A 26,420-nucleotide genomic window follows, 5' to 3' on the forward strand; every position below is an offset into this window, starting at 1 on the left:
CCGTTAGCTCAGTGGCCCATGCCCATGCCGCCGTCGACCGGGATGACGGCGCCGGAGACGTAGGCCGAATCCTCGGAGGCCAGGAAGCTGATCACGGCCGCGACGTCTTCGGGCTGGCCGAGGCGCTGCAACGGAATGAACTTCTTGGCGGTGTCGCGCAGATCGTCGGGCAGCTCCGCCGTCATGTCGGTCTCGATGAAACCGGGCGCGACGACATTGGCGGTGATCGAGCGCGAGCCGAGCTCACGGGTAATCGAGCGCGCCAGGCCGATCACACCGGCCTTGGACGAGGCGTAGTTGATCTGGCCGGGGCCACCGCCGAGGCCGACCACCGAACCGAGGAAAATCATCCGGCCCCAGCGTGCCCGCAGCATCGCGCGGTTGGCCCGCTTGGCACATCGGAACGCGCCGGTCAGGTTCGCGTCGATGACCCTGGTGAACTGCTCCTCGGTCATCCGCATGAGCAGGGTGTCGTCGGTGATGCCCGCGTTGGCGACGAGCACCTCGACCGGTCCCTGATGCTGCTCCACTTCGGTGAACGCGGCGTCGACCGATTCGCTATCGGTCACATCGCATTTCACACCGAACAGCCCGTCCGGCACCCCCGACCCACGATGCGTGACGGCGACCTTGTGGCCGTCGGTGAGCAGACGCTGGGCGACCGCGAGTCCGATGCCGCGGTTGCCGCCAGTCACCAGTACCGATCGGGATGTGATGTTCGACATAAAGACCAACCTATCTGTTCGGATGCGTGCGCCGCGCCCGGGCACCACACATCCGTGTGATGTCACAAGCGCGTCGCCCATGGGCGAGGGCCACCGCCCGATTAGGCGCAGCCGGACGGGGTCCCGTCGCTAGTCTCTTACACTTGGACGAGCGCATGCGAGGCCACCGCCTACGGCAGGCGTTGACGATAGAGCAATCCGGTTACGACGCCCGCGGAGACGAGGAGCATACCGAGCAACAGCCACGGCCTGCTCGCATCGCCCCGGGTCATCTCGTAGCCGATCTGCTCTTCGAGGGTGTCGTAGACGGCGGTGAGCTCGGTCAGGCTCGAGGCGGTATAGAAGTCGCCGCCGGAGAGCTTGGCGATCTCACGCAGCGCGTCGTCGTCGACGGGCACCTTCACCCGCTGCGACCCCTTGCCGTCCGGGTCCGGGATATCCACCGTGCCCCACGTGGTGCCGAACGAAATCGTCGACACCGGAACGCCTTTGCTCTTGGCAAGGCGTGCGGCGGTGAAGCCGTGCCGCGGGTTCTCGACGTCTTTGTCGTCGGGCACGGTCTGCTTGCCGTCCGACATCAGCACGATGCGGGCCGGCGGCGGCGTGCTGGCGCCGCCGAGCACCTGCGCCAGTGTCTCGATCGACTGCAACGCGGTGAAAATGCCTTCACCTGTCGCGGTGCGCTCGGCAAGTTTGATGTTGTCGATAGATGCCTTGACGGCTTCACGGTTCGTCGTCGGCGGCTGCATCACCGACGCGGTGCCCGCGAAGGTGACGAAACCGAGGTTGATGCCGGGGGTGAGCCCGTCGACGAATTCCTTGCCCGCCTTCTGCGCCACCTGGAGCCGGGTCGGCTGCACGTCGGTGGCCTCCATGGACAGCGAAACGTCCATCACGAGAATGACTGTCGCGCGGTTGCGCGGCACCTTCTTGACCGCCGTCGGCCCGGCGGCGGCGACGGTGAGCAGCACCAGCCCGACCAGCATGAGCGCGATCGGCACGTGCCGCACCGGACTCGGCCGCGACGGTGCGACCTTTTCCAGCAGCTCCATATTGCTGAACCGCAGCATGTGCTTGTGCCTGCTGCGCTGAACAAGGATGTAGCCCAGCGCGATCAGCCCGATGACGGCGAGGAACGCCAGCCAGATCAGTGCGGTGAAATGCGAAATGCTCACTGGCGCGCCACCTTCCCGGTCGGCGCGCCGAAGGCGTGGCGGCGGGTGGACACGAACCGGACCACGTCGGCGATCCAGTCCCGATCGGTCCGCAACGTCATCACCGGCGCGCCGCAACTGCGCAAAGCCTGCTCTACCTGCTCGCGATGCCGCTGCGCGGCGGCCGCGAAATCTGCGCGCAGCGTGGGCGTCACGCTGAATTCGCGGGTGCGCCCGGTCTCCGGGTCGTGCAGCACCACATCACCCATATCGGGCAGCGTCAGGTCCCGCGGATCGAGCACCTCCACCGCGAGCAGATCGTGGCGCGCGGAGATCGCCCGCAACGAACGCTGCCAACTGATGTCGCCGAGGAAATCGCTGATGACCACCGCGAGGCCACGCTTGCGCTGCGGACGGCGTAGCGATTCGATGCCGCCGCCCAGATCGCCGCGCACACCGTCGGGGGCGTGCGGGGTGGTCGCGATGCTGCGCAGCAGCGACTGGGTGTGCACACGGCCGCTGCGCGCGGGAATTCGGACCAGTTGTTCACCGGTGGCGACAACCGCACCGATCCGGTTGCCGCCGCCACTGGTGAGGTGGGTGATAGCGGCCGCCGCGGCGATGGCGAGATCGCGCTTCTGGCAGTAGGCGGTGCCGAAATCCAGGCTGGCCGACAGGTCGACCACCATCCAGGTTTCCAGTTCCCGATCGGCGATCATCTGGCGCACGTGCGGATGGGTGGTGCGGGCGGTGACCGACCAATCCATCTGCCGCACATCGTCGCCGGGCTGATAAGTGCGGGCCTCCCCCGGCTCCGAGCCGGGGCCGGGGATCAAACCCTGGTAATCGCCGTGCAGGACGCCGTCGAGTCGACGACGCACGGTGAGCTCGAGCGTTTTCAGCGCCGCCGACAGCCTCGGATCTGTCAGCTCTCCTGCTCGGAACGAAGGCGGTGCGTGTGATGACATCGACACTGGTGGAACCGGATCCGACGCTCGGGTCACTTCGGCTGGTTATTGCCGGCGGCCTGCGGAATCTGCCCGACGGGCGGCTGCGAGGCCTGCTGCGGCGCAGGCGGCTGCGGAATCTGCTGATGCGGCGGCTGGGGCGCACCGTGCGGTCCCATCGCCGGCGGCGCCGCCGGAGCCGGTGCGGCCGATGCACCCGGCGCGACCGCCTGCGGCGCGACCTGCGGCAGGCCGACAGTCTGCAGCACTCGCTTGATCACGTCGTCCGGGCTGATCTCGTCGGCCAGCGCGTCGTAGGACAGCACCAGCCGGTGGCGCAGCACATCCGGGATCACCTCGACCACGTCCTGCGGCACCACATAGTCGCGGCCGCGGATCAGGGCGACAGCGCGGGCCGCGGCAATGATGCCGAGGCTGGCGCGCGGCGACGCACCGTAGGAGATCCAGCTCGCCACGTCCTGCATGCCGAACTCGGCGGGCGTGCGTGTCGCCACGATCACCCGGACCACGTAGTCGACCAGCGCGTGGTGCACGAACGTACTCGCGGCCACCTGCTGTAGCCGGATCAGCTCATCCGGTTCGAGGATCGCCCTGGCCTCTGGCGGGGTGACACCCATCCGGTAGATGATCTCGCGCTCTTCCTCGACCGAGGGGTAGTCGACGACGACCTTGAACAGGAAGCGGTCGCGCTGCGCCTCGGGCAGCGGGTACACGCCCTCGCTCTCGATCGGATTCTGCGTCGCCATGACGAGGAACGGATCGGGCATCGGATAGGTCTTGCCGCCGATCGACACGTGACGCTCGGCCATCACCTCGAGCAGTGCCGACTGCACCTTGGCGGGCGCGCGGTTGATCTCGTCGGCAAGCACGAAGTTCGCGACGACCGGGCCGAGCTCGGTGTCGAACTGCTCGCGGCCCTGCCGGTAGATCCGGGTACCGATGAGGTCGGTGGGCACCAGGTCCGGGGTGAACTGCACCCGGGAGAACGAGCCGCCGACCACCTTGGCGAAGGTCTCCACCGCAAGGGTCTTCGCGATACCGGGCACACCCTCGAGCAACACGTGGCCGCGTGCGAGCACACCGACGAGCAGCCGCTCGACCAAGCGATCCTGGCCGACGATAACCCGCTTGACCTCGTAGATCGCCTTTTCCAGGGTCTGGACGTCACGCTCCAGGGTGCTTGCCGCGGGCGCAGGCGATTCCTTCGCCAAAATTGCCCCGCTCACACCGTCCGTCGAAGTCACCAACATCCCCGCTTTCGCCTTGGTCCTGTGCGTGCTGCCACAACTATTCCAGGTAATGGCCGCATGCGCCGCAACCGGCTCCGACAGTACGGGAATCCGGTGTCGCCGCAACGCCACAACTCTTAGGAAACGATACGCACCGCATACGGCATGATGCCGCCCTCACGTACCGCGGCGACCCGCACGACCTTGCCGGACTCGGGGGCTTCCACCATTTTTCCATCGCCCAGATACAGCGCGACGTGCTGGCTGCCGTTGGGCCCCCAGAACAGCATGTCGCCGCGGGCGCGCTCGGCGACGGGCACCCGGGTGCCCGCGTTGTACTGGTAACCGCTGTAGTGCGGCAGCGAGACGCCGATACCGGCGAAGGCGTAGACCATCAATCCCGAGCAGTCGAATCCGACCTTGTTGTAATCGCCGTAGCTGTCGGCGACGCCGCCGTCGCGGATGCCGAGGGTGGGCCCGTCCTCGTCGCCACCGCCCCAGGCATAGACGATGCCCAGCTGGGACATGGCCCGGTCGACGACGGTCTCGACCGCGTCGGAGCCGGTGATCGACGGCGTGCTCGACGTGGTGCCGGACTTCGGTGTACTCGACCGCGGCTTGCTCGGCGGCGAATCCTCAATCTGGATGTGCGGCCGCTTCCCTTCGCCTGCCTGGGACGCCCGTTCCCTGGCCGCCGCGTCCGCGGCGGCACGGGCCGCCGCCGCCGCGGCGGCGGCGCGTACCGCGGCTTCTTCGGCCTTGCGCTGCTCGTCCCAGGCCAGGAACGCCTCTCGCTGGCCTTGCAGCCCGGCGACATTCGTGCGCGCGGCATCCAGCCGTCCCTGGACGGCCGTCCGTTCGCGGGCGATGTTGTCGCGCTGCACGGTCTGCTGATCGAACTCCGCCTTGGCCGCGGCGACCGCAATCGCCGCGTCGACCTTCTTCTGCTCGGCCATCGCGGCCGCCGCGTCGGCGGCGGACTTCGCTTGGCGCGCACTGGAATTCTTATTGGCCTGATCGATCTGGGCGCGACGCAGGCCGTCGAGCACCTGCTGCTGGTTCTTCGACACCAGGTTCATCACCTGGGCACGGGCGAGGGCGCGGTCGGGACTGGCGGAAGCGAGGTAGGTGACGATCGAGCTGGAGCCGGGCCGGGTGTATGCCTGGGTGGCGAACTGGTCGAAGTTGCGGCGCGCCTCACCGACTTTGGTTCCGGCGTCGGCCAGTTCGCGTTGGGTGTCGACGACGGCCGCGGCGGCGGCATCGGCGGCATCGCGTGCGTTCTGCAGGTCGACCAGCGCCTTGTTGACCTCTTCGCGCTTGCGTGCGACCGCGTCGTCGAGCTGCTGCAGTTGCTGATCCGCGGCGGCGACCTGGTTGATGAGCGTGCCGACCTCGCTCACTCTGGCATCGACTTGCGCTCCGGCGTCAGCGATCTGGCCGTCGCTCGGGTTCGGTGGGGCCGGTGGCACCGCGGCGGCGGCCCCCGCGGTCACGACCACGGCCACCGTCACCAGCAACCCCAGAGCGACCGATAGCGGACGCCGAGAGCCGGCTTCGCCGTTGTTGCGCATCGCACCTCCCAAGGACCCGACTCCGGCTTCGCCTCACGAGCCTCAGCCGAATCATCGAGCTCAGAGGTCGGCAGATAGCTCTCTCAACACTTCTTCCCCATCTGTAATCATTCGAACCGTACGACACATCCTTCACTAAAGAAACTCCAGCAACAGAATCACAAACGTGTAATTTGCGCTTTGCCAGAAATTAGCCGAATAGGCGCATGGCTTTACCCGCTAAAACAAACTGACCGTCAGGAAAAATTGCTGAACAGATACCGGCTACTGCGCGGAATCTCGGTCGTCATCCCAACCCGAAGCCTTTACCGGCACAGATGTCGCCGCGGCCCGCCGGGACTTGATCCAGTACAGCCCGCCGACCACGATCGCCGTCCCGACCAGCAACACACTGGTGATCGCGGTCCAGGAGACGGACTCCGGCCGGTCGAGCCGATCCACGAAAATCTGCGCCGCCTGCGCCGGATGCCCCTGCTGACTCTTGGCCGCGTCCTCGGCCCACTCCAGCTTGACCCGGCTTATCGAATCGCTGTAGGTGCCGACCCAGTCGTCGCTGAGCACCACTACGGTGCCGTGCTCGGTCTTGCCGACCGCGGTGGCCAGGTCACGGAGATTAGAGTCGTGGCCCGGGTTCCCGGGGATCACCACGATGCTGAGCTCGATGCCATGGGACCGAGCGCCGGCGACGACCGCCTCCAGTGCGGCCTGGTCCTTGGCTTTCGGGGCGGCGACATGATTGTCGGCCACTTCTTCCCTGATGGTCGTCAAGGTCTTGTCATCGGTACCCGGCGGCAGTTCGGTGGCCAAGGTCGGGAAAGCCGAGGTGTGCGAGACGGTCATCTTCCATCCGGTCTGTCGAGCCGCATCGTCGCGCGAGGCGACGGGCATCCATCACTGCAGGGTGAGCAAAGCTCTGAGCCGGCACTTGCCCACCGGCCACACCGACTAACTCGAAAGCACAGTACGCGACGGAGTGTCGGGGCGCCGTCACACGGCACGCCGGACGGCCCCCGCGCGTTTCACAGGACAAGCGTACTGTTAGGCTGGCGACGGCGAGGAGCCAGCAACTTCCAGCGCTGGAGCCCTCCAAAGACGTAGAGCCACTGGCACAGCCCCGCCGGTGGCCACCCTCATAGACGAGTGGAGCTGACGTGACGACAAGTATCGATACTTTCGGCGCCAAGGGCACCCTCGAGGTCGGAAGCAACTCCTACGAGATCTTCCGCCTCGCCGCCGTGCCCGGCACCGAGAAACTCCCCTACGCACTGAAGGTCCTCGCGGAGAACCTGCTCCGCACCGAGGACGGTGCCAACATCACCGCCGATCACATTCGCGCCATTGCGAATTGGGATCCCTCAGCCCAGCCGAGCATCGAGATCCAGTTCACGCCGGCGCGGGTGATCATGCAGGACTTCACCGGCGTGCCCTGCATCGTCGACCTGGCCACCATGCGTGAGGCCGTCGCCACTCTCGGCGGCGACCCGAACAAGGTCAACCCGCTGGCTCCCGCCGAGATGGTCATCGACCACTCCGTCATCATCGACGTGTTCGGCCGTGCCGACGCCTTCGAGCGCAACGTCGACATCGAGTACTCCCGCAACGGCGAGCGCTACCAGTTCCTGCGCTGGGGCCAGGGCGCGTTCGACGACTTCAAGGTCGTCCCCCCGGGCACCGGCATCGTGCACCAGGTCAACATCGAGCACCTCGCTCGGACGGTCATGGTCCGCAGTAACTCTGAAGGGCAGGCGCAGGCATACCCGGACACCTGTGTGGGCACCGACTCGCACACCACCATGGTCAACGGCCTCGGCGTGCTCGGCTGGGGCGTCGGCGGCATCGAGGCCGAGGCGGCCATGCTCGGCCAGCCCGTCTCGATGCTGATCCCGCGCGTCGTCGGCTTCAAGCTGACCGGTGAGATTAAGCCGGGCGTCACCGCCACCGACGTTGTGCTCACCGTCACCGACATGCTGCGCAAGCACGGCGTGGTCGGCAAGTTCGTCGAGTTCTACGGCAAGGGTGTTGCCGAGGTTCCGCTCGCCAACCGCGCCACCCTCGGCAACATGAGCCCCGAATTCGGTTCCACCGCGGCGATTTTCCCCATCGACGAGGTGACCATCGACTACCTGCGCATGACCGGCCGCAACGACGACCAGCTCGCGCTCGTCGAGGCGTACGCCAAGGAACAGGGCATGTGGCACGACGCCGCCCACGAGCCGGCGTACTCGGAGTACCTGGAGCTCGACCTCGGCGACGTGGTGCCGTCCATCGCGGGCCCGAAGCGCCCCCAGGACCGCATCCCGCTGAGCGAGTCGAAGACGGCCTTCCGCAAGGACATTCACAACTACACCGACGACGCGGAGAGCGGCCCGGCCGCCACGACCCCGCACACCAAGCTGGATGAGGCCGTCGAGGAGTCCTTCCCTGCCAGCGACCCGGCGGTGCTGTCCTTCGCCGACGACGGTGCGGAGTTCGGGCCGTCCGCCGCCAACGGCGCGACGGGTCGTCCGAGCAAGCCGGTCAAGGTCTCCAGCGAGGAGTACGGCGACTTCGTGCTCGATCACGGCGCCGTGGTGGTCGCCTCGATCACGTCCTGCACCAACACCTCCAACCCGTCGGTCATGCTCGGCGCCGCGCTGCTCGCGCGCAACGCCGTCGAGAAGGGTCTGACCTCCAAGCCGTGGGTGAAGACCTCCATGGCGCCGGGTTCGCAGGTCGTCAACGACTACTACAACAAGGCGGGCCTGTGGCCCTACCTGGAGAAGCTGGGCTTCTTCCTGGTCGGTTACGGCTGCGCCACCTGCATCGGCAACACCGGCCCGCTGCCGGACGCGGTGTCGAAGGCGATCAACGACAACGACCTGTCGGTCACCGCGGTGCTCTCCGGCAACCGCAACTTCGAGGGCCGCATCTCCCCCGACGTGAAAATGAACTACCTGGCCTCGCCGCCGCTGGTCATCGCCTACGCGCTCGCGGGCACCATGGACTTCGACTTCGAGACCGACGCGCTCGGCAAGGACGCCGACGGCAACGGCGTCTTCCTGAAGGACATCTGGCCCTCCTCGAAGGAGATCCAGGACACCATCAACTCGTCGATCAGCCAGGACATGTTCATCAAGTCCTACGCCGACGTGTTCAAGGGCGACGAGCGCTGGCGCGGCCTGCCCACCCCGGAGGGCAAGACCTTCGAGTGGGACCCCAAGTCCACCTACGTGCGCAAGCCTCCGTACTTCGACGGCATGCCGCAGAGCCCGGCGCCGGTCACCGACATCAAGGGTGCGCGGGTGCTCGCGGTGCTCGGCGATTCGGTCACCACCGACCACATCTCCCCGGCGGGCAACATCAAGCCCGGCACCCCGGCCGCCCAGTACCTGGAGGCCAACGGCGTCGAGCGCAAGGACTACAACTCCTACGGCTCGCGTCGCGGTAACCACGAGGTGATGATCCGCGGCACCTTCGCCAACATCCGGCTGCGCAACCAGCTGCTCGACGATGTCTCGGGTGGTTACACCCGCGACTTCACCCAGGACGGTGGCCCACAGGCGTTCATCTACGACGCCTCGCAGAACTACCAGGCCGCGGGCATCCCGCTGGTCGTGCTCGGCGGCAAGGAGTACGGCTCGGGTTCCTCGCGCGACTGGGCCGCCAAGGGCACCAGCCTGCTGGGCGTGAAGGCCGTCATCACCGAGTCGTTCGAGCGCATCCACCGCTCCAACCTCATCGGCATGGGCGTCATCCCGCTGCAGTTCCCGGCCGGCGAGTCGGCCGCGTCGCTGAAGCTGGACGGCACCGAGACCTTCGACATCGAGGGCATCACCCAGCTGAACGAGGGTGCGACTCCGAAGACCCTGAAGGTCACGGCGACCAAGGAGAACGGTGACAAGATCACCTTCGACGCGGTGGTCCGGATCGACACCCCCGGTGAGGCCGACTACTACCGCAACGGCGGCATCCTGCAGTACGTGCTACGGAACATGATCAAGGGGTAATAGCCCACGATCACCCGCACTGTGCGTGAAAGTTCTTGCCCTCCTTAAAAGGTTAGGCTCGAACCTTCACGCACAGTGCGTTGGCGGCATCGCCGGCGGCGCCTGCGCACCGGGCGGAGGCCCTGACACGGAACGGAGGCTGTGTGCCCAAGGTCAGTGACGACCATCTCGCAGCGCGTCGCAACCAGATTCTCGAAGGCGCGCGGAGCTGCTTCGCCGAATACGGTTACGACGGAGCCACTGTCCGGCGGCTGGAAGAGACTACCGGGCTGTCCCGTGGCGCCATCTTCCACCACTTCCGCGATAAGGACGCGCTGTTCCTCGCGCTCGCGCAGGAGGACGCCGAGCGGATGGCCGATGTCGCCGCCAACCAGGGTCTGGTCCAGGTCATGCGGGACATGCTGGCCGATCCGGCCCAATTCAATTGGCTCGGAACCCGTTTGGAGATCGCGCGCCGGCTGCGCACCGACCCGGAGTTCCGGGCGAACTGGGAGCAGCGCTCCGAGGAACTCACCTCCGCCACCCTGGCCCGCCTCGAACGCCGCAAGGCCGAGGGCAGACTCCGCGACGACGTACCCACCGATGTACTACTCGGCTACCTGGACCTGGTGCTGGACGGCCTGATCGCCCGCATCGCCTCCGGCCACACGAACGAAAACCTTTCGGCAGTACTGGATCTCGTCGAAGCATCCGTTCGCCGCAAAGAGTGACTGCCGCTAACCGCAGCGGACTACCTCACTCGGCCCTCGAGGCTGCCCAACAGCTGCCTGACAATGCGGTCCAGCTCGCGGCGATCCTTCGCGGAAAGGACCGACAGGATGCGGGTTTCGTTCGCGGTGTGCGCGGTGACGACCTTGTCGATCAGCGTGCGGCCCGCATCGGTCAGTGCGACGCGTACCGCGCGGCGGTCCTCGGCGTCGGCGATGCGTCGCACCAGGGCCGCCGATTCCAGGCGATCGAGCCGTCCGGTCATCCCCGCCCGCGAGAGCATCAGAGTGTCGGCGATCACGGACGGGTTGAGTTCGAACGGCTCCCCCGAACGACGCAGCGCCGCAAGCACATCGAACTCGCCGCGCTGCAGCCCGTGCGCGGTGAAGACCGCCTCGATCTCCCGCTGCGCGACCACGAGAAGCCTGCCAAGACGCCCGATGATCGCCATCGCGTCCAGCTCGAGGTCGGGTCGTTCGCGGTGCCACTGGGTGACGATCTCGTCGACGGGATCCGGCTGCTCCCCCGCCTCTCCGCGACTTTTGCCGGTTGTAAGTGCATCGACAGTGTCGTCGCGGGGCGGCGGTTGAGTCCGTGACGGGGTTTTGGGCGTACCCGATGAGCTACCCATGTGCCTGCGAAATCAGTTGTTGCGTCTCAGCCATATACAGCATTCTATTCGATGGCATATAGTTCAATAGCGAATTATAAATCACCGAACCACTTGGAGAGCATCATGAACGACACCACCACCCGCCGGGTCGCGATCCGTCAGCCGCAGGACGCCGAGGTGCTGAAGACCGACTCCGTCACCATGCGGCTGCTCACCGATTCGAGCGAGGCAGGCGGCACGGTGAGCCACCTGGAGGTCAGCATGGATCGCGGCGCCGACGGTGCGGCACCGCACTTCCACACCATCTCCGACGAGCTGTTCTACGTCGCGGACGGCGAGCTGCAGGTGCTGGCGGGCGACGAGATCATCACCGTCGGCGCGGGCGGATCGATCGTCATGCCCAAGCTGATGCCGCACGCCTTCGGCGCGACCCCGGACAGCTCGGCGCGGATCCTCATCGCACTCATGCCCGCTGTCGAACGCTTCGGCTACTTCCGGCTGCTCGACCGGCTCGTCAAGGGCGAGGCGACCTTCGAGGATCTCGCGGCGTCCCAGGACGAGTTCGACAACCACTTCGTGGATTCGCCCACCTGGTGGGCCGAGCGGAACGCGAACCGACGCTGATTTCGGCGTTCGCCGGAATGACGAAGCAAGTCACGATGACGGGGCGAGTGCGGCGAAGACATCAGCCCCGTCGGGAACAATCGGCGACTGGAACGGGGTTCGGCATGACATGACCTTCTCCGTTCCAGTCGTAGTGCGGGGCTATGAGCTCGACACGCAGGGCCACCTCAATCAGGCCGTGTACCTGCAGTACGCCGAGCACGCCCGCTGGGAACTACTGCGCGCCGCCGGAGTCGGCCAGGACAAACTACTGGCCACCGGTATCGGGCCGGTCGTGCTCGAGACGACGATCAAGTACCGTCGCGAGTTGCGTGGCGGCGACGAGGTGACCATCACCTGCGAATTCGATTGGCAGCAGGGCAAAACCTTTCGGATCCGCCAGGAGATCCGCAAACTCGACGGCACCGTCGCTGCGGAGATCTCGGTGCTCAGTGGCGTCCTCGATCTCACCGCGCGCAAGCTCGTCGAATCCCCGGGCAAGCGTTTCCGCGGTCTCGCCGAACGGCCGGAGCTGCTCGGCTTGTAAAACCGCTCGGGCGCTGCACAGTTCGCCCGCCGCACCACACGGGTGGATGCACGGTCGCCAATCTCGGGCAATACGACCACAAAACTCGGTATGCTGCGATAGCCTTGCGATTGCTGAGCATCATTGCCGCGCTCGCCGAAATTCTTTCGGCTCAAGCGCTTCCCAGGCCGGATCCGGTTTGCCACCGGCCACGAAATCTTTCGATCCGGGCCGCTCTATGGCCCCTGCGCGATATGCTGCAGACCACGCTCGGGGGCCCTGGCAAATCGCGAGCAGATCGGAGAAACCTATGACCGACGCCATCCACCTCCCCGGCACCGTGCCGACGGGTGACCGCGTTCCCGCACTGCAGGGCCTGCTGGTGGCCGAGTCGGAACGAGATATCACCGTCCGGGTCAGCGAGGGGACGTGGACGTTCCGTCGGGACGATGTGCTGCGGGTGCTGCCCGATGGGCGTGGGGCGAGTTCCAGCGGCCGCCCGGTCTTGGTCGACATCCGCCCCGGGGCCACCGCCGACTTCACCCGACGCCTCCGCATCGACCTCGTCGAGCGTCCGATGACTCTCGCGGCCGAACCCTCCCCTGCATTGGGAGATGAACTGCTGCAACAACTCACGGCGTCGTGGGCCGATTCGCTCGACCTCGTCGATTGCCCTGGCGTCGGCGGCACCACCTACACCTATTGCCAAACCAAATCGTTCGCCAGTAGCGACGACGGCATCAACTGCGACAGTCTCGACTGAACGGGACTCCGCATGGCGGCGCGCCGGACAGGTTCGGTCCTGATCGTTTCCGAATCCGACGATCTGCACGGCACCGCGATGGCGGCGACGTTGCGAGAACACCACGGGCTCAGCCCGATTCAGCTCGACCTGCGCGACTTCCCGCGTGAATCCGGAAGTTTCCGGCTCGACCAGTTCGGTACCGCGCGCTCGCTGTCGCATGTCATCGGGCTCGACGACGTCCGATCGGTGTGGTGGCGACGACCGCATCCCGCCCAGGTGCCCGCCGGTGTACGCGCGTCCGACGACGCCTACCGCCAGGCCGAATGCGACGGGTTCATCCAGGGCCTGCTCTGGTCGATTCCGGCGAACTGGGTCAACGATCCTGGCGCCGATCGCATGGCCAGCCGCAAGATCGTGCAGCTGCAGACCGCGCAGCGGGCCGGGTTCACCATCCCGGAGACGCTGATCACCAACGATCCCGACGAAGCCCGCAGTTTTGTCGAATCACGTTCCGGCGCGGTCGTTTACAAACGCACAGGCACCGGACGCGCCGACTTTGCCGAGACCAGGGTCATCACCAGGGCCGACTTCGGCAGGCTCGGCGGTATCCGCTCCGCGCCGACCACTTTTCAGGATTACGTCGACGCCGAATGCGATCTGCGTGTGGTGTGGGTCGACGGTGTCGAATGGACGATCCGGATCGACTCGCAAGCAGGTGTAGGGCGTGTCGATTCGCGCCTGGACACCACCGTCGACTTCGTGCGCGGCAGCCTGCCCGCGTCGGTTAGCAAATATCTGGCTACCTTGATGGGCGCGCTCGGTCTCAGCTTCGGCGTCCTGGACCTGCGGCTCGGTGTCGACGGCGAGTACTACTTCCTCGAGGTCAACCCGCAGGGCCAGTTCGCGTACCTGGAGATCAAGACCGGCCTGCCGATCTTCCGCAGCCTGGGCAACCTACTGATGCACGGCGACGGCGCAGTACCCGGCTACTGAGCGGCCCGGGCACCGAGCGGCCCGGACACTCAGCGCCGGTGCACCGAGCGAATCGCTACCGGGTCTTACGACGATTAGCACCACCCCGGCTGCGGAGTTGCACATGCGACTCCACCAGCACGTTGTGGACGAAGCCGTAGGAGCGGCCGGTCGACCGGGCCAGCGAACGGATGCTGGCACCCGCCTCGTACTGCTTCTTCAGCTGGGTTTGTAGCCGATCGCGTGACTTACCCGTGACGCGTGTGCCCTTACCCAATGGGGCCTTGACTTGTGTAGGCCTGTCGCTCATGGCTTCCTCCGAGTCGCCGAGCCGCGTCATTCAAGGCTAAGCACTCAACGGTCCGTGATCAACAGGTCCTTGTGATGAAAATCACGCGAGCTGAATAAGTTCCAGATAATCCTGCGACCAGTGGTCCTCGGTGCCATCCGGCAGCAAGATCACCCGCTCCGGGTTCAGTGCCTCAGCAGCGCCCGGATCGTGCGTCACGAGCACCACAGCGCCCGCGTAACTGCGCAATGCATCGAGCACCTGCTCGCGCGATACCGGATCCAGGTTGTTGGTCGGCTCGTCCAACAGCAGCACGTTCGCCGCCGAGGAGACCAGACCGGCCAGCGCGAGGCGCGTCTTCTCACCACCGGACAGCGTGCCCGCGGGCTGATCGAGTTGCGGGCCGGTGAACATGAACGCGCCGAGCAGGCTGCGCAGTTCCTGTTCTCCCGCATCCGGCGACGCATGCCGGATGTTCTCCCACACCGACGCGTGGTCGTCGAGAGTGTCGTGTTCCTGGGCGAAATACCCGATCTTCAGACCACGGCCTTCTTCGAGCCCACCCGAATCCGGGGTCTCCACGCCGGCGAGCAGCCGCAGCAGCGTCGTCTTGCCCGCACCGTTGAGTCCGAGCACCACCACACGGCTGCCCTTGTCGATCGCAAACTCCACACCGGTGAAGATCTCGAGCGAGCCGTACACCTTCGTCAGGTTCCGCACCATCAGCGGTGTCTTGCCGCAGGGCGCGGGTTCGGGGAACTTGATCCGGGCCACCTTGTCGGCGACGCGCACGTCGTCGAGCTCCGCCATCAGTCGGTCGGCGCGCTTGGCCATGTTCTGTGCCGCAGTGGCTTTCGTCGCCTTGGCACCGAGCTTGGCGGCCTGCACGCGCAGCGCGCTCGCCTTCTTCTCGGCGTTGGCGCGTTCCCTGCGACGGCGCTGTTCGTCGGTGGCGCGCGCGTCGAGGTACTTCTTCCAGCCCATGTTGTAGATGTCGGCCTCGCCGCGAACCGCGTCAAGGAACCACACCTTGTTCACCACGTCGGCGAGCAGGTCGACATCGTGGCTGATCACGATCAGCCCACCGTCGTGGTTCTGCAGGAAGCCGCGCAGCCAGGTGATGGAGTCGGCATCGAGGTGGTTGGTCGGCTCGTCGAGCAGCAGGATGGTATCGGAGCGGCCGCCGCTGCCGTCGGAGGCGGCAAACAGGATGCGCGCCAACTCGATTCGGCGGCGCTGACCACCGGAGAGGGTGCGCAGCGCCTGACCGAGCACGCGGTCGGGCAGTCCGAGGCTGTTGCAGATGCGGGCCGCCTCGCTCTCGGCGACGTATCCGCCGAGCGCCGAGAAACGCTCCTCCAGCTGCCCGTATTTGCGCACGGCCTTGTCGCGTTCGGCGTCGTCGGCCACCTCGGCCATCAGCGCCTGCTGCTTTTCCATGTCGCGCAGCAGGGCGTCAAGTCCGCGCGCGGAAAGTACGCGATCGCGGGCGAGCACATCAAGATTGCCCTCCCGCGGATCCTGCGGTAGGTAACCAATGTCGGTGGAGCGCAGAATCTTTCCGGCGTACGGCTCCCCCTCGCCGGCGAGGATGCGTAGCGTGGTGGTCTTGCCCGCGCCATTGCGGCCGACCAGTCCGATCCGGTCGCCGGCCTGCACCCGCAGTGCCGGGCCCGGGGCCGACAGCAGGGTGCGGACTCCTGCCCGGACCTCCAGGTCCGTCGCGGTGATCACAGGCTTCTCCTCACGAATACGTGGTGCTGGTCGGGTGCTGCTCGATTGTGCGACGTGATACGCACAAGAACCACCGATTTTACCTGGTCTGAACGCGGACTCTGACCACCGGCGATCGAGGTGTGACGGCGGTAACGCGGCGCCACCCGGCACCGGCAGCCGCGACGTCGATTGGTACGTGTAGATCGTCGCCCAACCATGAAATATTCCATGCGAATCGTGGCAATTCATGGCTGGCAGCGGACTTGACGAGAAAGCATTGCCGAGCGCTACCGGTTGACAGCATCGGCGCAGACGCCGGATAATTCGGCCACATATAGCTGTCATGCATGAGTTGCTCTACCTGCGAGAGTCGGATTCCGTACCTAGAGAGACCTGCCATGATTCTGTACATCGCACACGAACTGCTCACAGCCCAAGTGGATAACCCGGTTCCGGAACCGCCACCCATTTCCGAGCCGATCCTCAAAATCGCGCACTACTTCACGTGGCTCGTCCTGCTATCCGGAGTCATGGGCATTACCTACGCCGGCGGCCGATTCGCGTGGGAAAAATGGAACGACGGCCAGCTGGCCTCCCCGAAGATGGTGGCGGGAGGCATGATCGGCGGTGTCGTCGCGACGAGCGCGGGCACGCTCATGAACTCCCTCATCGGCTGACACCCTCTGCGGCGCCCTGTTCCGGGGCATGCCGTGCCCACTGGTGACCTCTCAGGTGCGACATCGACTAGGACAACGGTTCCGGCGAGGTCGCGCGCGTAGAAGGCATGCTTCCAGGTTTCGGGACGGCCGACGGCGTCGATGACGGTGTCGGCGCCGTGGCCTGCGGGTGTTGATGGCCGCACTCAAACCGGCCATCGCTCCGCAGCCGAGTAGTCTCGCCACGGTCGGCGGTGCCGTGGGATCGACTTTGGTGCACTGTCCGCTGTGTACCAAGGTCTTCTCGGCGAAAGCACCGATCCCCAATGCAGGTGTCAGGACGGTCCCGTCGGTCAGTGTCATCGGCTGTGCCGCGTTGTGGGTGTCGAAACAGTGCTGGTGCTTGCCTTTTCGGCAGGCCGGGCAATGCCCGTACACTGCCTGCCAGTTGAGGATCACGAAATCACCGGGCGCGACATCGGTGACACCGTCGAACTGTGGCGGCGCCATCCTGTCTGCCGCCCCCACAGACCACCCCGACTGCCCCGAGGTATCCGCCGTCGATGCCGACGCAATCGCCACCAAAGTCCAGCAACACCTTGCCGCCGGCGCAGACCACGTTCGTCCGAGCATGATCGTCCCGGAGTTCACTACGGCATCGACCAACTCGAAACCCTCGGACTTTCCGATCTCCGATTGATCTGATCATCGAGCGCGTCCACGCCGCCACTGTCCAATGCGCGCCATCCGGCAGGTTTCCTATCCACACCGATCGAAGATCGACTCCGCCCGTTCGTGCTGACCCGGCTCAATCCCGCCGACCACATCTGGTCGTGGTCGACCTGGCGACGCCGCCGACAGCACCCAGTCCGGTTATCGCACTACCGACGCCGCGGCCACCCACTCGCCTGAGTGGGAGGGTCGAGGGTTGGCGCGGTGGCGAATGATCGGCTTTAGGTCTGTGCGCTCCTGGCTGCGGTTTCCCGCAGGCAGCTTTCGTTTCGACCTTGGCCGACATCGCTTCCGTTTCCAGCCCCCGCCCGTCAAACCGTGCATGCGGTTCTCCCGCACACGGCTTACCGACGTTCTTCACCGACGGCGTTCGACGGCGCGAGACAGCAAGTACTGCAACCGATCCGGGGTGTCATGCCCGCTGTTCTCGGCGAGTGTCCAGCAGTTCTTGCGACCCAGAGCCGAGTCACCCCAGCACGAACGCCTCCGAGTTGGCGAGGGTCTCCCGACGCTTGAACCGCGGTGCGATCAACGAGATCACCGCATCGAAGCCCGCTCTCCACCGGTCATCGTCTACGCTGACAGCCGCGGTGGCCGCGGCAGATTCAGTTGTCTGCACAAACACCGAACAATGCCCCTGCCACCGCCCTAAACCGCCGAAACACGCCGGGGCACTCCAACTTACGACTGTAGTACTAGTTCAATGCGAGAGTCAGCAGCAGGGCTCACTGCGGCCGACTCTCGCGTCAAATACGAACGGAAATGTCTAGCTACTGACTGAGTAGGAATGCGCCCCGGTGCCGGCGAGCTTCCCGCCGTCGACGATGAGATACTCGTCCCGGATCGACGCTCCGGCAAACCAAGACTCCAAGATCTCCCGAGTGCCCGCGGCGTAACGGGTCTGCGCGGACAGCGAGCTACCAGAGATGTGCGGCGTCATACCGTGGTGCAGCATGCTCCGCCACGGATGATCGACCGGCGCCGGTTGCGGGAACCACACATCTCCGGCATATCCGGCCAGTTGCCCGCTCTCCAGAGCGCGGACCACTGCGTCGCGATCGCAGATCTTGGCCCGCGCGGTGTTGATCAGATACGCGCCCCGCTTCATCGTCGCGATCAGTTCATCGTCGAAGAGCCCTTCGGTCTCGGGATGCAAGGGCGCGTTTACCGTCACCACATCGCACGTAGGCACCATGTCCGCGGCGCTCGGGTGGAAGGTCAGATTCAACTCCCGTTCGATCTGCTCGGGCAGCCGATGCCGATCGGTGTAATGCAGGTGTACGTCGAACGGCGCAAGACGTCGCAGCACCGCGAGTCCAATACGGCCTGCAGCCACCGTGCCTATGTGCATGCCCTCGACGTCGTAGGAGCGCGCGACAGAGTCTGCGATATTCCAGCCGCCGTCGAGCACCCACTGGTGCGCCGGCAGATAATTGCGCACCAGCGCCAGGATCATCATCACCACATGCTCGGCGACGCTGATGCTGTTGCAGTAGGTCACCTCCGCCACCGTCACGCCGTGCTCGATCGCGGCATCCAGATCGACGTGGTCCGAACCGATACCCGCGGTGATCGCCAGCTTCAGCTTCGGTGCGTTCGCGATCCGCTCGGGGGTCAGATAGGCGGGCCAGAATGGCTGGGAGATAACAATTTCCGCGTCCACAAGCTCGCGGTCGAACGTCGAATCGGCGCGGTCCTTGTCCGAGGTGACCACCAGCTCGTGGCCCTGGGATTCAAGAAATCGGCGCAGGCCGAGCTCACCGGATACGCTGCCGAGCAGATGACCTGGTGTGAAATCGATACCGCTGGGCGTGGGAAGGGTCTGGCCGCCCGGATAGTGATCCAGATGTGGCAGGTCATCTCGCGCGTAGGTGTTCGGGTATCCGTCGACTGGGTCGGCGTAGAGCACACACAGTACCTTTGCCATAGCTGGAATCCTCCAAAGATCGTGATCTTCAATCGCTTTCGACCTTTCCGTATCGGATATCCCGGGTCAAAGCGAAAGTTTCTATCGGGGCATAGCCCGGATCTATGAAGTGCCCAGGTGACGGTGCAGCACGCGGTCGAGGGCATCGCGCATATCCAATTCGCGTGCCACGTCGAGCACCGCCCGCGCAAGGATCGTTTCGGGATTACGATCGGCGATCACGAGACCGATCTGCGGTGCCCGCGACGGATTTTCCAACCGCACTACCCGCACTCCCTCGGGCACCCCGAAGACGTTCAGCCACGCGTGCGAGATCACGCTCGACCATCTGTGCGTCGCCACATGCGCATACAGCGTGGAAACGGTGTCGGTCTCGATCGCGGGGACCGGCACGACACTCGCTGCGGCGAAGATCTCGTCGAGAATGCGTCGGTGACGCATGCGCTGGGTCAGCAGGCACAACGGCACTGCCGCGACCTCTGCCCAGCGCACCACGGCACGGTCGGCGAACTCGCTGTCGTTCGGCGTCAACAACAGATACCGCTCCTCGTACAATGGAATCACCCGAACATTTCCGAGCTCTTCATCGTCCGCATAGGTCATCGCGACATCGAGCTCGAACTCTGCCAGCCCACGCGTTATCTCTCTCGAGGACAACGACTCCAGCGACACCCGTACATGCGGATGCCGGTCACAGAACGATGTCGTCAACAGAGAGACCGCATTCAACGCGGTCGGGATCACCCCGACCCGCAACACTCCGGACAGGCCCTCCCGCATCGTCGACAAATCATGGTGCAGCGCATCGGAATTGGCGAGAATACGATGCGCCCACAGCAAGACCCGCTCCCCCTCGGGTGTGAGCCCCGCAAACCGCCGCCCGCGCCGCACGATCGGCACCCCGAGTTCGCGCTCCAATTTCCGGATGGCCGCCGACAGCGACGGCTGCGACACGTGACAGGATTCGGCCGCACGAGCGAAATGCCGTTCCCTCGCCAAGGCGACCAGATATTCCAACTGACGCAACAGCACGACACCTCATCCTGTCCGGCCGACCCGATTCGCCTAGTACTAAAGCCGTAAGTTGGAGTGCCCCGGCGTGTTTCGGCGGTTTAGGGCGGTGGCAGGGGCATTGTTCGGTGTTTGTGCAGACAACTGAATCTGCCGCGGCCACCGCGGCTGTCAGCGTAGACGATGACCGGTGGAGAGCGGGCTTCGATGCGGTGATCTCGTTGATCGCACCGCGGTTCAAGCGTCGGGAGACCCTCGCCAACTCGGAGGCGTTCGTGCTGGGGTGATCTCGGCTCAGGGTCGCAAGAACTGCAACCACCACCACAAACACGACGTTCTTCACCGGCGGCTGTCGGCTTTCCAAGCCCGAAAGGGCCTGGGCGGTACGACCATTCCATCGAGGCTGACCAGACCCAAGTGGTTCCGGGACCGCAAGATCCTGGCCATGCCCCATCCCCTGACCCGCCGTCGGTTGCCCCGTTTGGACAACCAAATGGCAAGCCTGGCCAGGGCATAGCTTCTGATCTGATCGAACGCGAGTCGCCCATACTGCACCCCGAATGTCGACCGGACACCCGGACACGCACAGCATGCACTCCAGACACGGGTTGAACTCCAGCGACGCGCTCGGCTCGTCGACCACGGCATCGGGGACCACTGTGCCAGCAGAATGAAGGTGCCGAACTTCGGGTGAATTACGTTGCGGTGAATACCCATAACCCCAAGCAGGCAGCCTGCGTCACCACCTTGTGCGCAATTCCCCAGATGCGCCCCGGAAACTGATCAACCTCCATCGGGTATCCAAATGTGGGGTAGACGGCGCGGTAGCCGGCGTCCTGGAGCGCCCTGGTGATACGGCGCGACACCTCGTTGGTCTCGTCGTCGGCGTGGTTGAACTCTGTCTTGGCGAGACTGCGCATGGGACCGCGCAGCTTGTCACGATTCATCCGCTCGCAGAAGGCCACGAACGTGCGGACCGTCGGCAGAATTCCGCGCGTATGCTCGAATTCTTCGGCCACCCTTGGATCGTCGACGAGACGAAGCCCACATTGTCCGCGCCTGCGTCGAGGCAGATCTCGCGCAGCCGGGAGGTGGCTAGTGCCGCGTCTGGATAGGTTGCGTCGGTAGTCGGGTTCAGGGTCGCTTCAGAACGCGAATCCGTCGCCGTAGCCCGTCGTTTGCGCAGTGCCGTTGGTGGCGTCGGCCCGGACGGTGACGAACGGCATGGCCGTGGCCGGTACCGGGCATGCGCTGACATTCAGAGGGGTGTTGGTGTGCCCGAAGGTGTAGGGGAATGTCGCGTCGCTGTCCAGATCTGCCGTGCCGACCACTGCCGCGGTCACAATGCCCGGGGTCAAAGTTACCGCAAACACACCCTGGAGGCCCCCGTTGACACCGAAGTTGGGCTGCAAACCGAGGGTGACGCTGGGCATAACGCTGGGCATAACATCCATCCCCATCATGTTGGGCATAACATTCACCCCCACAGTGATGGAGGCAAAGGGCGAGATTGAGGCACTGGCGCCGACACTCGGGGCGATACCTACCGAGATGCCATTAGTAAGGTCCACGGCGCAGCCGACCAGATATCCGACGGCGATCTGCCCGCTACGCAGGAGCGGGGCTCCATCGAGGTGGACCGAATAGTCTCCGGACACCTTGACCGCGTGCGAGAACGGTATTCCGGCTGGGGTATCACCGCCAGCGGGTACGACATTATTGGAATCCACCGACGCAGTCAGGTGCATCCCGCCGGAGTTGACCTCACCCGGCGCCGCGCTGGCCGAAGTATCGACAACGGCAACGGCGCCAGTGGCTGCCACCATCACCGCGGTGATCGCGGCCAGGGTGGGCGAATGCTTGCGGTTCATCACGCTCCAGTCGAGTGGTCGTCGAAACGGAACTTCACAAACAGCCGACTCGCACACCAACGATCGTCGCGGATTCTCTTCGGGGTATGCGGATCTGAACTCTATCGGTCGATGCAGCTCAGTGGTGGTAATCGCTCCGGCGCGGCGTGTGGCCGACGCAACCGGCACGCGGTGCTGTAGGCATCACGTCGATGACCGAGATCGGCTAGCAAACCACCGGACTTCTCACCGAGATTCGGGTGAGCTGTGGGGCGTGTTCGTTGAAGCGGAAATCCGGGCAAGCCTGGCATTCAACCCTAGTCCTGGGTTGCTGGTCGGTTCCCTGATCTGTGACGGTGGATAAGCTGCCCGTCAGCAACACCGGGCCGTATATGCCGACTGCCACGCCGAACTAGCCCCTGTTTAAAAAGTGGTTAGAGCTGAGGGCGCCGCGCGCGGCGCCCTCAGCTGGGTCGATCGAAAGATGTTGCCTGCGTTGGCATGTCGGTGACAAGACAAGACGAGATCTCCGGTATCTGGGTTAGCGACAAAGCAATACCTGACAACCGGAGACCTCGTGACCAGCGTATCGGTGGCGAGGCGGGCGGACCTGACCGATGCCCAGTGGGCGCGGCTGGCGCCGCTGTTGCTCGTGGCAAGAAGGCGGGCCGCCCGCCGAAATGGACGAAACGGCAGCTCATCGATGGGATCCGGTGGCGGACCCGATGCAGGACGTCGTGGCGGGACGTGCCCGAACGCTACGGGCACTGGCAGACCGTGTACGGGTTGTTCCGCCGCTGGCAGCGCGCGGGAGTGTGGGCGCTGCTGCTGAAGATGCTGCAGGCGTTCGCCGATGCGGCCGGTCGAGTCGTGTGGGAGGTGAGCGTGGACTCCACCATCGCCCGGGCCCACAGGCATGCCGCCGGTGCCCGCCACGACGGCTACGCCCAGCTCGAGCCGCCCGGCGGGGTCGACACCGAGCCTGCCGATCACGGGCTGGGACGGTCACGTGGTGGCTGGACTACCAAGACCCACCTGGCATGATCAACAATGATCCGACGATCAAGGCAATCGGCTTCGGCTTCGCCGTCGGCGTATTCCTCGACGCCTTCGTCGTCCGGCTCACCCTCGTGCCCGCGGTCATGGCGATCGCGAACTACCACTTCTGGTACCACCCACAATGGTTCGCGAAATACGTCCCCGACCCTGACATCGAAGGCGAACGCCTCGAACAGCGACTCCACGCCGAACGCGACTCGGCAGACGCCGCGGAGTCCGTGGCCGGACAATAACGTGGCTCAGCCGGCAGCTCGCCAACGTCATCACCTCCGGCCGTCATCGAGACACCGATGAACGCAACCGCTGGACCCGAGGCCATGGCCGACATCACCAGCCTCATCCCGATGGGGCGCCTCGGCCAGCCCACAATGGCAATCTCGAACGCTTTCCCTGCGGGGACGTGTCGATGTGAGCCCCCCAGATGGGGCGAACTCGCTGGGTTTGCGTGTCTGAAGTAACCTGCCGTCACATGAGTACCGATCTGTTGGGCAAGAGCGCACTGGTCACCGGCGCGAGCCGGGGCATCGGCAAGGCGGTGGCGGCGGAATTGCTGAGCCGCGGCGCCAATGTGTTGATCACCGCGCGCAAACCGGAGCCACTTGAAGAAGCGACCGGTGAATTGCGCGCGCTGGGCCATCAGGGCGAGGTCGTCGCGCTGGCGGGCAACTCCGGCGACGCGGAAAGCCGGGCGGCGGCGGTCGCTCGCGCGGTCTCCGAATTCGGCTCGCTGGACATCCTGATCAACAACACCGGCATCAACCCGGTCTACGGCTCGCTGATGGACGCCGACCTCGACGCCGTCCGAAAGATCTTCGACGTCAACGTCGTCGCCGCGCTTGGCTACCTGCAGGAGGCATACAAGGCGTGGATGCGCGACAACGGCGGCGCGGTCGTCAATGTCGCCAGCGTCGCCGGCATCCGCTCGTCCGGTGTGATCGCCGCATACGGCGCGTCCAAGGCCGCGCTGATCCGGCTCACCGACGAACTGGCCTGGCAGCTCGGCCCGAAGATCCGGGTGAACGCGGTCGCTCCCGGCGTGATCAAGACGAAGTTCGCCGACGCGCTCTACTCGGCGGATGAAGAGACTGCGGCACGGGTGTACCCGTTGAAGCGACTCGGCACGCCGGAAGACGTGGCGCAGCTGATCGGCTTCCTCGTCTCGGACGAGGCCGCGTGGATCACCGGCGAGACCGTCCGAGTCGACGGCGGCCTGCTGTCCACCGGCGGGATCTGACCCTCCCGACTGGCCCGAACTAGGCTCCTCACGACGAGAGGACTCCTGCGACCGATGCCTCGATCAGAGACCGCACCACGCCCTCACAGCACGACAGGCGTGGCATGACTACGGACGTCATTGTGTGCGGTCTCGGCCCAGCGGGCCGGGCGCTGGCGCACCGTTGCCTCGCCCACGGCCTCACCGTCACCGCCATCGATCCGCTTCCGTATCGGCACTGGTCGGCGACCTACGCGGCGTGGGAGGACGAGCTGCCGGGATGGCTGGATCCGGCCGTGGTGGCGGCGAAGATCGATCGGCCGACCGCGTGGGGCGCCCGCTGCCATCGGCTGGAGCGCAGGTATGTCGTGCTCGGCACCGCACGGCTACGAGAGTCCTTGGACCTCAACGGCGCCCGCGTGATCGCCGAACGCGTGGTCGGTCTCGACCGTCGCTCGGTCACGCTGGATTCCGGCGCGGTGCTGACCGGCGGGCGGATCATCGATGCCCGCGGGATCGGCCGCTCCCCCGCGCTGGCCGAGCAGACCGCCTACGGCGTCGTTGTCACGGCGGATCACATCGACCCGCTGTTTATGGATTGGCGGGCGGATAACGGTGCGCACCCCGAAGCGCCGCCGTCCTTCCTTTACGCGGTGCCGTTGGGCGGCGGCGCGATGCTGCTGGAGGAGACCTGCCTGGCCGGACGGCCCGCACTCGACGGCGCGGTGTTACGCGACCGGCTCGAGCACCGATTGCGTTCCCGCGGAATCGAACTCACCGGCAGCGAACCGGTGGAACGGGTGCGCTTCCCGGTGCAGGGTGGCCGGCCCGGGTCGCGGAGGTTCGGGGCGGCGGGTGGCTTCACCCATCCCGCCACCGGATATAGCGTCGCCGCGTCGCTCGCGGCCGCCGACACGGTCGCGTCGGGAGCGTCGGCGTGGCCGGTGACCGCGCGGGCGGTGTATGCGCTGCGGGCCGCCGGTTTGTGCGCCATGCTCGCCCTGCCTCCCGCCGATATTCCGGTCTTTTTCGATGCCTTCTTCACGCTGTCGCCGACCGTGCAGCGGGCTTATTTATCCGGACGAACCGGCCTCGGCGGCACGCTCGGCGCAATGTGCACCCTATTCGCCGGTCTTCCACACGGGCTGCGGCGCCGAATCGCCGCCGCGACGCTGGGGATTCCGGTTCGCTCGCATATTCGAACGGGTTCCGTCACCATGGAGTAATGCGGGCAATCTGGAAAGGCTCGATCGCATTCGGGCTGGTAAACGTCCCCGTTAAGGTCTACACGGCCACCGAGGACCACGACATCCGGTTCCATCAGGTGCACGCCAAGGACGGCGGGCGGGTCAAATACGACCGCGTGTGCACGGTCTGTGGAAAGTCCGTGCAGTACGCCGATATCGACAAGGCCTACGAGTCGCCCGAGGGCGACAAGATCATTCTCACCGACGAGGACTTCGCGAAGCTCCCCGCGGCCGAGAAGCACGAAATCCCGGTCTTGCAATTCGTCCCGTCCGAGCAGATCGACCCGATCCTGTTCGACAAGAGCTACTACCTGGAACCGGATTCGAATACACCGAAGGCGTATGTGCTGCTGGCGACGACGCTGGAGCGCATCGACCGGACCGCGCTCGTGCACTTCACGTTGCGCCAGAAGACCCGCCTTGCGGCGCTGCGGGTGCGCGACGGGATGCTGGTGCTGCAGACACTGCTGTGGCCCGACGAGGTTCGTGCAGCCGACTTCGAGTCCCTGGACGGGGTCGCTGCGCCCAAGCCGCAGGAAATCAAGATGGCCGAGACGCTCGTCGAGACCATGTCCGACGATTTCGATCCGAGCCAGTATGCCGACGCGTACCAGATCGAGCTCAAGCGGGTGCTGGACGAGGCGATCGCCAGCGGCACCGGCAAGGTGGCCAGCCAGCCCGAGGCCGCGCCCGCCGAAATAGATGCCGAAGTGGTCGACCTGGTTGCCGCTTTGCAGCGCAGTCTGGAAGCCAGTGGCCGCCGGGCCGCGGGTTCCTCCGGCAACGGCAGCGGCGACAAGGACGGTGCGAAGAAGGCAGCCCCTGCGAAGAAGGCCACCAAGGCAGCGACGAAGACCGCCGACAAGCCCGCCAAGAAGCCGGCGAAGAAAGCGGCGGCACGCAAGGGGGCGTAAAAG

At 65.5% G+C, this 26,420-nt stretch carries 28 protein-coding genes and 1 pseudogene; 14 read left to right on the forward strand and 15 right to left on the reverse strand.

Annotation, left to right across the window (positions count from 1 at the left end; translation table 11 throughout):
• Positions 1–8 precede the first annotated feature (8 nt).
• The 6 genes from fabG1 to ACV7NQ_RS45440 all read right to left on the reverse strand — a co-directional run bounded on the left by fabG1 (position 9) and on the right by ACV7NQ_RS45440 (position 6,538).
• A complete protein-coding gene (gene fabG1 / locus ACV7NQ_RS45415; RefSeq protein WP_463365126.1) occupies positions 9–725 on the reverse strand; it encodes a 3-oxoacyl-ACP reductase FabG1 in 717 nt (238 codons plus the stop codon).
• Positions 726–895: 170 nt separating this feature from the next.
• Positions 896–1,900: a VWA domain-containing protein gene (locus tag ACV7NQ_RS45420; RefSeq protein ID WP_463365127.1), complete on the reverse strand. Its 1,005-nt coding sequence runs from the start codon at positions 1,898–1,900 to the stop codon at positions 896–898.
• Entirely contained in the window at positions 1,897–2,847 is a 951-nt protein-coding gene (locus ACV7NQ_RS45425) for a DUF58 domain-containing protein (RefSeq protein ID WP_463365128.1), read from the reverse strand. Before ACV7NQ_RS45425 ends, ACV7NQ_RS45420 begins: the two co-directional genes overlap by 4 nt.
• A 32-nt stretch (positions 2,848–2,879) precedes the next feature.
• Complete coding sequence (locus ACV7NQ_RS45430) at positions 2,880–4,097, reverse strand: AAA family ATPase (protein WP_463365129.1); 1,218 nt, start codon at positions 4,095–4,097, stop codon at positions 2,880–2,882.
• A gap of 116 nt (positions 4,098–4,213) precedes the next feature.
• The gene (locus ACV7NQ_RS45435) at positions 4,214–5,650 is read right to left on the reverse strand and encodes an NlpC/P60 family protein (protein WP_463365130.1); all 1,437 of its coding nucleotides are present in this window, start codon (positions 5,648–5,650) and stop codon (positions 4,214–4,216) included.
• A 264-nt stretch (positions 5,651–5,914) separates the two neighbouring features.
• Complete coding sequence (locus tag ACV7NQ_RS45440; RefSeq protein ID WP_463365131.1) at positions 5,915–6,538, reverse strand: Rv1476 family membrane protein; 624 nt, start codon at positions 6,536–6,538, stop codon at positions 5,915–5,917.
• A 263-nt stretch (positions 6,539–6,801) separates the two neighbouring features.
• Here ACV7NQ_RS45440 and ACV7NQ_RS45445 point away from each other — a divergent pair, with 263 nt between their 5' ends.
• Together ACV7NQ_RS45445 and ACV7NQ_RS45450 are read left to right on the forward strand one after the other, a co-directional pair.
• Positions 6,802–9,636 carry an aconitate hydratase gene (locus ACV7NQ_RS45445; protein WP_463365132.1) on the forward strand — a complete coding sequence of 945 codons (2,835 nt, stop codon included), beginning with the start codon at positions 6,802–6,804 and terminating at the stop codon, positions 9,634–9,636.
• A 143-nt stretch (positions 9,637–9,779) separates the two neighbouring features.
• Positions 9,780–10,346, forward strand: a complete 567-nt coding sequence (locus ACV7NQ_RS45450) for a TetR/AcrR family transcriptional regulator (RefSeq protein ID WP_463365133.1) — start codon at positions 9,780–9,782, stop codon at positions 10,344–10,346.
• Between the two features lie 20 nt (positions 10,347–10,366).
• On the opposite strand, the gene ACV7NQ_RS45455 is transcribed toward ACV7NQ_RS45450, so the two are convergent.
• Entirely contained in the window at positions 10,367–10,975 is a 609-nt protein-coding gene (locus ACV7NQ_RS45455; protein WP_463365134.1) for a MarR family winged helix-turn-helix transcriptional regulator, read from the reverse strand.
• A gap of 183 nt (positions 10,976–11,158) precedes the next feature.
• Between ACV7NQ_RS45455 and ACV7NQ_RS45460 the strand changes: the two genes are divergently transcribed.
• From ACV7NQ_RS45460 to ACV7NQ_RS45475, 4 genes are all read left to right on the forward strand, one after another.
• Complete coding sequence (locus tag ACV7NQ_RS45460; protein ID WP_463366060.1) at positions 11,159–11,581, forward strand: cupin domain-containing protein; 423 nt, start codon at positions 11,159–11,161, stop codon at positions 11,579–11,581.
• Positions 11,582–11,690: 109 nt separating this feature from the next.
• Positions 11,691–12,107, forward strand: a complete 417-nt coding sequence (locus ACV7NQ_RS45465; protein WP_463365135.1) for an acyl-CoA thioesterase — start codon at positions 11,691–11,693, stop codon at positions 12,105–12,107.
• Positions 12,108–12,396: 289 nt separating this feature from the next.
• On the forward strand, positions 12,397–12,849 hold the full coding sequence (locus ACV7NQ_RS45470; protein ID WP_463365136.1) for a hypothetical protein: 453 nt from the start codon (positions 12,397–12,399) through the stop codon (positions 12,847–12,849).
• 12 nt (positions 12,850–12,861) lie between these two features.
• Positions 12,862–13,824: a hypothetical protein gene (locus ACV7NQ_RS45475; RefSeq protein ID WP_463365137.1), complete on the forward strand. Its 963-nt coding sequence runs from the start codon at positions 12,862–12,864 to the stop codon at positions 13,822–13,824.
• Positions 13,825–13,879: 55 nt separating this feature from the next.
• On the opposite strand, the gene ACV7NQ_RS45480 is transcribed toward ACV7NQ_RS45475, so the two are convergent.
• Both ACV7NQ_RS45480 and ACV7NQ_RS45485 read right to left on the reverse strand, forming a co-directional pair.
• A complete protein-coding gene (locus ACV7NQ_RS45480; RefSeq protein ID WP_463365138.1) occupies positions 13,880–14,113 on the reverse strand; it encodes a helix-turn-helix domain-containing protein in 234 nt (77 codons plus the stop codon).
• An 81-nt stretch (positions 14,114–14,194) separates the two neighbouring features.
• Complete coding sequence (locus ACV7NQ_RS45485) at positions 14,195–15,826, reverse strand: ABC-F family ATP-binding cassette domain-containing protein (protein ID WP_463365139.1); 1,632 nt, start codon at positions 15,824–15,826, stop codon at positions 14,195–14,197.
• A 380-nt stretch (positions 15,827–16,206) separates the two neighbouring features.
• Here ACV7NQ_RS45485 and ACV7NQ_RS45490 point away from each other — a divergent pair, with 380 nt between their 5' ends.
• Positions 16,207–16,485 carry a hypothetical protein gene (locus ACV7NQ_RS45490; RefSeq protein ID WP_463365140.1) on the forward strand — a complete coding sequence of 93 codons (279 nt, stop codon included), beginning with the start codon at positions 16,207–16,209 and terminating at the stop codon, positions 16,483–16,485.
• Positions 16,486–16,544: 59 nt separating this feature from the next.
• Here the strand turns inward: ACV7NQ_RS45490 and ACV7NQ_RS45495 are convergent.
• Positions 16,545–16,956 (reverse strand): annotated as a pseudogene (locus ACV7NQ_RS45495) (alcohol dehydrogenase catalytic domain-containing protein); the annotation flags it as partial.
• On the opposite strand from ACV7NQ_RS45495, the gene ACV7NQ_RS45500 reads away from it, so the two are divergent.
• On the forward strand, positions 16,913–17,164 hold the full coding sequence (locus tag ACV7NQ_RS45500; protein WP_463366156.1) for a hypothetical protein: 252 nt from the start codon (positions 16,913–16,915) through the stop codon (positions 17,162–17,164). The pseudogene ACV7NQ_RS45495 and the gene ACV7NQ_RS45500 overlap by 44 nt on opposite strands.
• A 498-nt stretch (positions 17,165–17,662) precedes the next feature.
• Here ACV7NQ_RS45500 and ACV7NQ_RS45505 read toward each other — a convergent pair whose 3' ends face one another.
• The 3 genes from ACV7NQ_RS45505 to ACV7NQ_RS45515 form a co-directional block, all read right to left on the reverse strand.
• A complete protein-coding gene (locus ACV7NQ_RS45505) occupies positions 17,663–17,815 on the reverse strand; it encodes a hypothetical protein (RefSeq protein ID WP_463365141.1) in 153 nt (50 codons plus the stop codon).
• Positions 17,816–17,962: 147 nt separating this feature from the next.
• The gene (locus ACV7NQ_RS45510) at positions 17,963–19,123 is read right to left on the reverse strand and encodes an NAD-dependent formate dehydrogenase (RefSeq protein WP_463365142.1); all 1,161 of its coding nucleotides are present in this window, start codon (positions 19,121–19,123) and stop codon (positions 17,963–17,965) included.
• A gap of 102 nt (positions 19,124–19,225) precedes the next feature.
• Positions 19,226–20,155, reverse strand: coding sequence for a LysR family transcriptional regulator (locus ACV7NQ_RS45515; RefSeq protein WP_463365143.1), 930 nt, complete (start codon positions 20,153–20,155; stop codon positions 19,226–19,228).
• Positions 20,156–20,268: 113 nt separating this feature from the next.
• Between ACV7NQ_RS45515 and ACV7NQ_RS45520 the strand changes: the two genes are divergently transcribed.
• Entirely contained in the window at positions 20,269–20,421 is a 153-nt protein-coding gene (locus ACV7NQ_RS45520; protein ID WP_463365141.1) for a hypothetical protein, read from the forward strand.
• Positions 20,422–20,829: 408 nt separating this feature from the next.
• On the opposite strand, the gene ACV7NQ_RS45525 is transcribed toward ACV7NQ_RS45520, so the two are convergent.
• Both ACV7NQ_RS45525 and ACV7NQ_RS45530 read right to left on the reverse strand, forming a co-directional pair.
• Positions 20,830–21,153 (reverse strand): hypothetical protein, encoded by a 324-nt coding sequence (locus ACV7NQ_RS45525; RefSeq protein WP_463365144.1) that lies wholly within the window; start codon positions 21,151–21,153, stop codon positions 20,830–20,832.
• A 126-nt stretch (positions 21,154–21,279) separates the two neighbouring features.
• Positions 21,280–22,005: an MspA family porin gene (locus ACV7NQ_RS45530; RefSeq protein ID WP_463365145.1), complete on the reverse strand. Its 726-nt coding sequence runs from the start codon at positions 22,003–22,005 to the stop codon at positions 21,280–21,282.
• A 480-nt stretch (positions 22,006–22,485) separates the two neighbouring features.
• Here ACV7NQ_RS45530 and ACV7NQ_RS45535 point away from each other — a divergent pair, with 480 nt between their 5' ends.
• From ACV7NQ_RS45535 to ku, 5 genes are all read left to right on the forward strand, one after another.
• Positions 22,486–23,028, forward strand: a complete 543-nt coding sequence (locus ACV7NQ_RS45535; RefSeq protein WP_463365146.1) for a transposase — start codon at positions 22,486–22,488, stop codon at positions 23,026–23,028.
• Entirely contained in the window at positions 23,025–23,276 is a 252-nt protein-coding gene (locus tag ACV7NQ_RS45540; RefSeq protein WP_463365147.1) for a hypothetical protein, read from the forward strand. The genes ACV7NQ_RS45535 and ACV7NQ_RS45540 overlap by 4 nt, the downstream gene beginning before the upstream one ends.
• 236 nt (positions 23,277–23,512) lie before the next feature.
• The gene (locus tag ACV7NQ_RS45545) at positions 23,513–24,277 is read left to right on the forward strand and encodes an SDR family oxidoreductase (protein WP_463365148.1); all 765 of its coding nucleotides are present in this window, start codon (positions 23,513–23,515) and stop codon (positions 24,275–24,277) included.
• Between the two features lie 104 nt (positions 24,278–24,381).
• Positions 24,382–25,482: a lycopene cyclase family protein gene (locus ACV7NQ_RS45550; protein ID WP_463365149.1), complete on the forward strand. Its 1,101-nt coding sequence runs from the start codon at positions 24,382–24,384 to the stop codon at positions 25,480–25,482.
• Positions 25,482–26,417: a non-homologous end joining protein Ku gene (ku, locus tag ACV7NQ_RS45555; RefSeq protein ID WP_463365150.1), complete on the forward strand. Its 936-nt coding sequence runs from the start codon at positions 25,482–25,484 to the stop codon at positions 26,415–26,417. The genes ACV7NQ_RS45550 and ku overlap by 1 nt, the downstream gene beginning before the upstream one ends.
• The last annotated feature ends 3 nt before the right edge of the window (positions 26,418–26,420 follow it).

It is taken from the genome of Nocardia sp. Tas62D01 (assembly GCF_055232035.1).

Coding starts and splice junctions, on each gene's coding strand:
- ACV7NQ_RS45455 (WP_463365134.1), bottom strand. CDS start 10,975: ATGGGTAGCTCATCGGGTACGCCCAAAACCCCGTCACGGACTCAACCG.
- ku (WP_463365150.1), top strand. CDS start 25,482: ATGCGGGCAATCTGGAAAGGCTCGATCGCATTCGGGCTGGTAAACGTC.
- ACV7NQ_RS45530 (WP_463365145.1), bottom strand. CDS start 22,005: ATGAACCGCAAGCATTCGCCCACCCTGGCCGCGATCACCGCGGTGATG.
- ACV7NQ_RS45510 (WP_463365142.1), bottom strand. CDS start 19,123: ATGGCAAAGGTACTGTGTGTGCTCTACGCCGACCCAGTCGACGGATAC.
- fabG1 (WP_463365126.1), bottom strand. CDS start 725: ATGTCGAACATCACATCCCGATCGGTACTGGTGACTGGCGGCAACCGC.
- ACV7NQ_RS45465 (WP_463365135.1), top strand. CDS start 11,691: ATGACCTTCTCCGTTCCAGTCGTAGTGCGGGGCTATGAGCTCGACACG.
- ACV7NQ_RS45480 (WP_463365138.1), bottom strand. CDS start 14,113: ATGAGCGACAGGCCTACACAAGTCAAGGCCCCATTGGGTAAGGGCACA.
- ACV7NQ_RS45535 (WP_463365146.1), top strand. CDS start 22,486: ATGTCGGTGACAAGACAAGACGAGATCTCCGGTATCTGGGTTAGCGAC.
- ACV7NQ_RS45550 (WP_463365149.1), top strand. CDS start 24,382: ATGACTACGGACGTCATTGTGTGCGGTCTCGGCCCAGCGGGCCGGGCG.
- ACV7NQ_RS45430 (WP_463365129.1), bottom strand. CDS start 4,097: ATGTTGGTGACTTCGACGGACGGTGTGAGCGGGGCAATTTTGGCGAAG.
- ACV7NQ_RS45440 (WP_463365131.1), bottom strand. CDS start 6,538: ATGCCCGTCGCCTCGCGCGACGATGCGGCTCGACAGACCGGATGGAAG.
- ACV7NQ_RS45490 (WP_463365140.1), top strand. CDS start 16,207: ATGATTCTGTACATCGCACACGAACTGCTCACAGCCCAAGTGGATAAC.
- ACV7NQ_RS45425 (WP_463365128.1), bottom strand. CDS start 2,847: ATGTCATCACACGCACCGCCTTCGTTCCGAGCAGGAGAGCTGACAGAT.
- ACV7NQ_RS45540 (WP_463365147.1), top strand. CDS start 23,025: ATGATCAACAATGATCCGACGATCAAGGCAATCGGCTTCGGCTTCGCC.
- ACV7NQ_RS45470 (WP_463365136.1), top strand. CDS start 12,397: ATGACCGACGCCATCCACCTCCCCGGCACCGTGCCGACGGGTGACCGC.
- ACV7NQ_RS45460 (WP_463366060.1), top strand. CDS start 11,159: ATGCGGCTGCTCACCGATTCGAGCGAGGCAGGCGGCACGGTGAGCCAC.
- ACV7NQ_RS45435 (WP_463365130.1), bottom strand. CDS start 5,650: ATGCGCAACAACGGCGAAGCCGGCTCTCGGCGTCCGCTATCGGTCGCT.
- ACV7NQ_RS45545 (WP_463365148.1), top strand. CDS start 23,513: ATGAGTACCGATCTGTTGGGCAAGAGCGCACTGGTCACCGGCGCGAGC.
- ACV7NQ_RS45475 (WP_463365137.1), top strand. CDS start 12,862: ATGGCGGCGCGCCGGACAGGTTCGGTCCTGATCGTTTCCGAATCCGAC.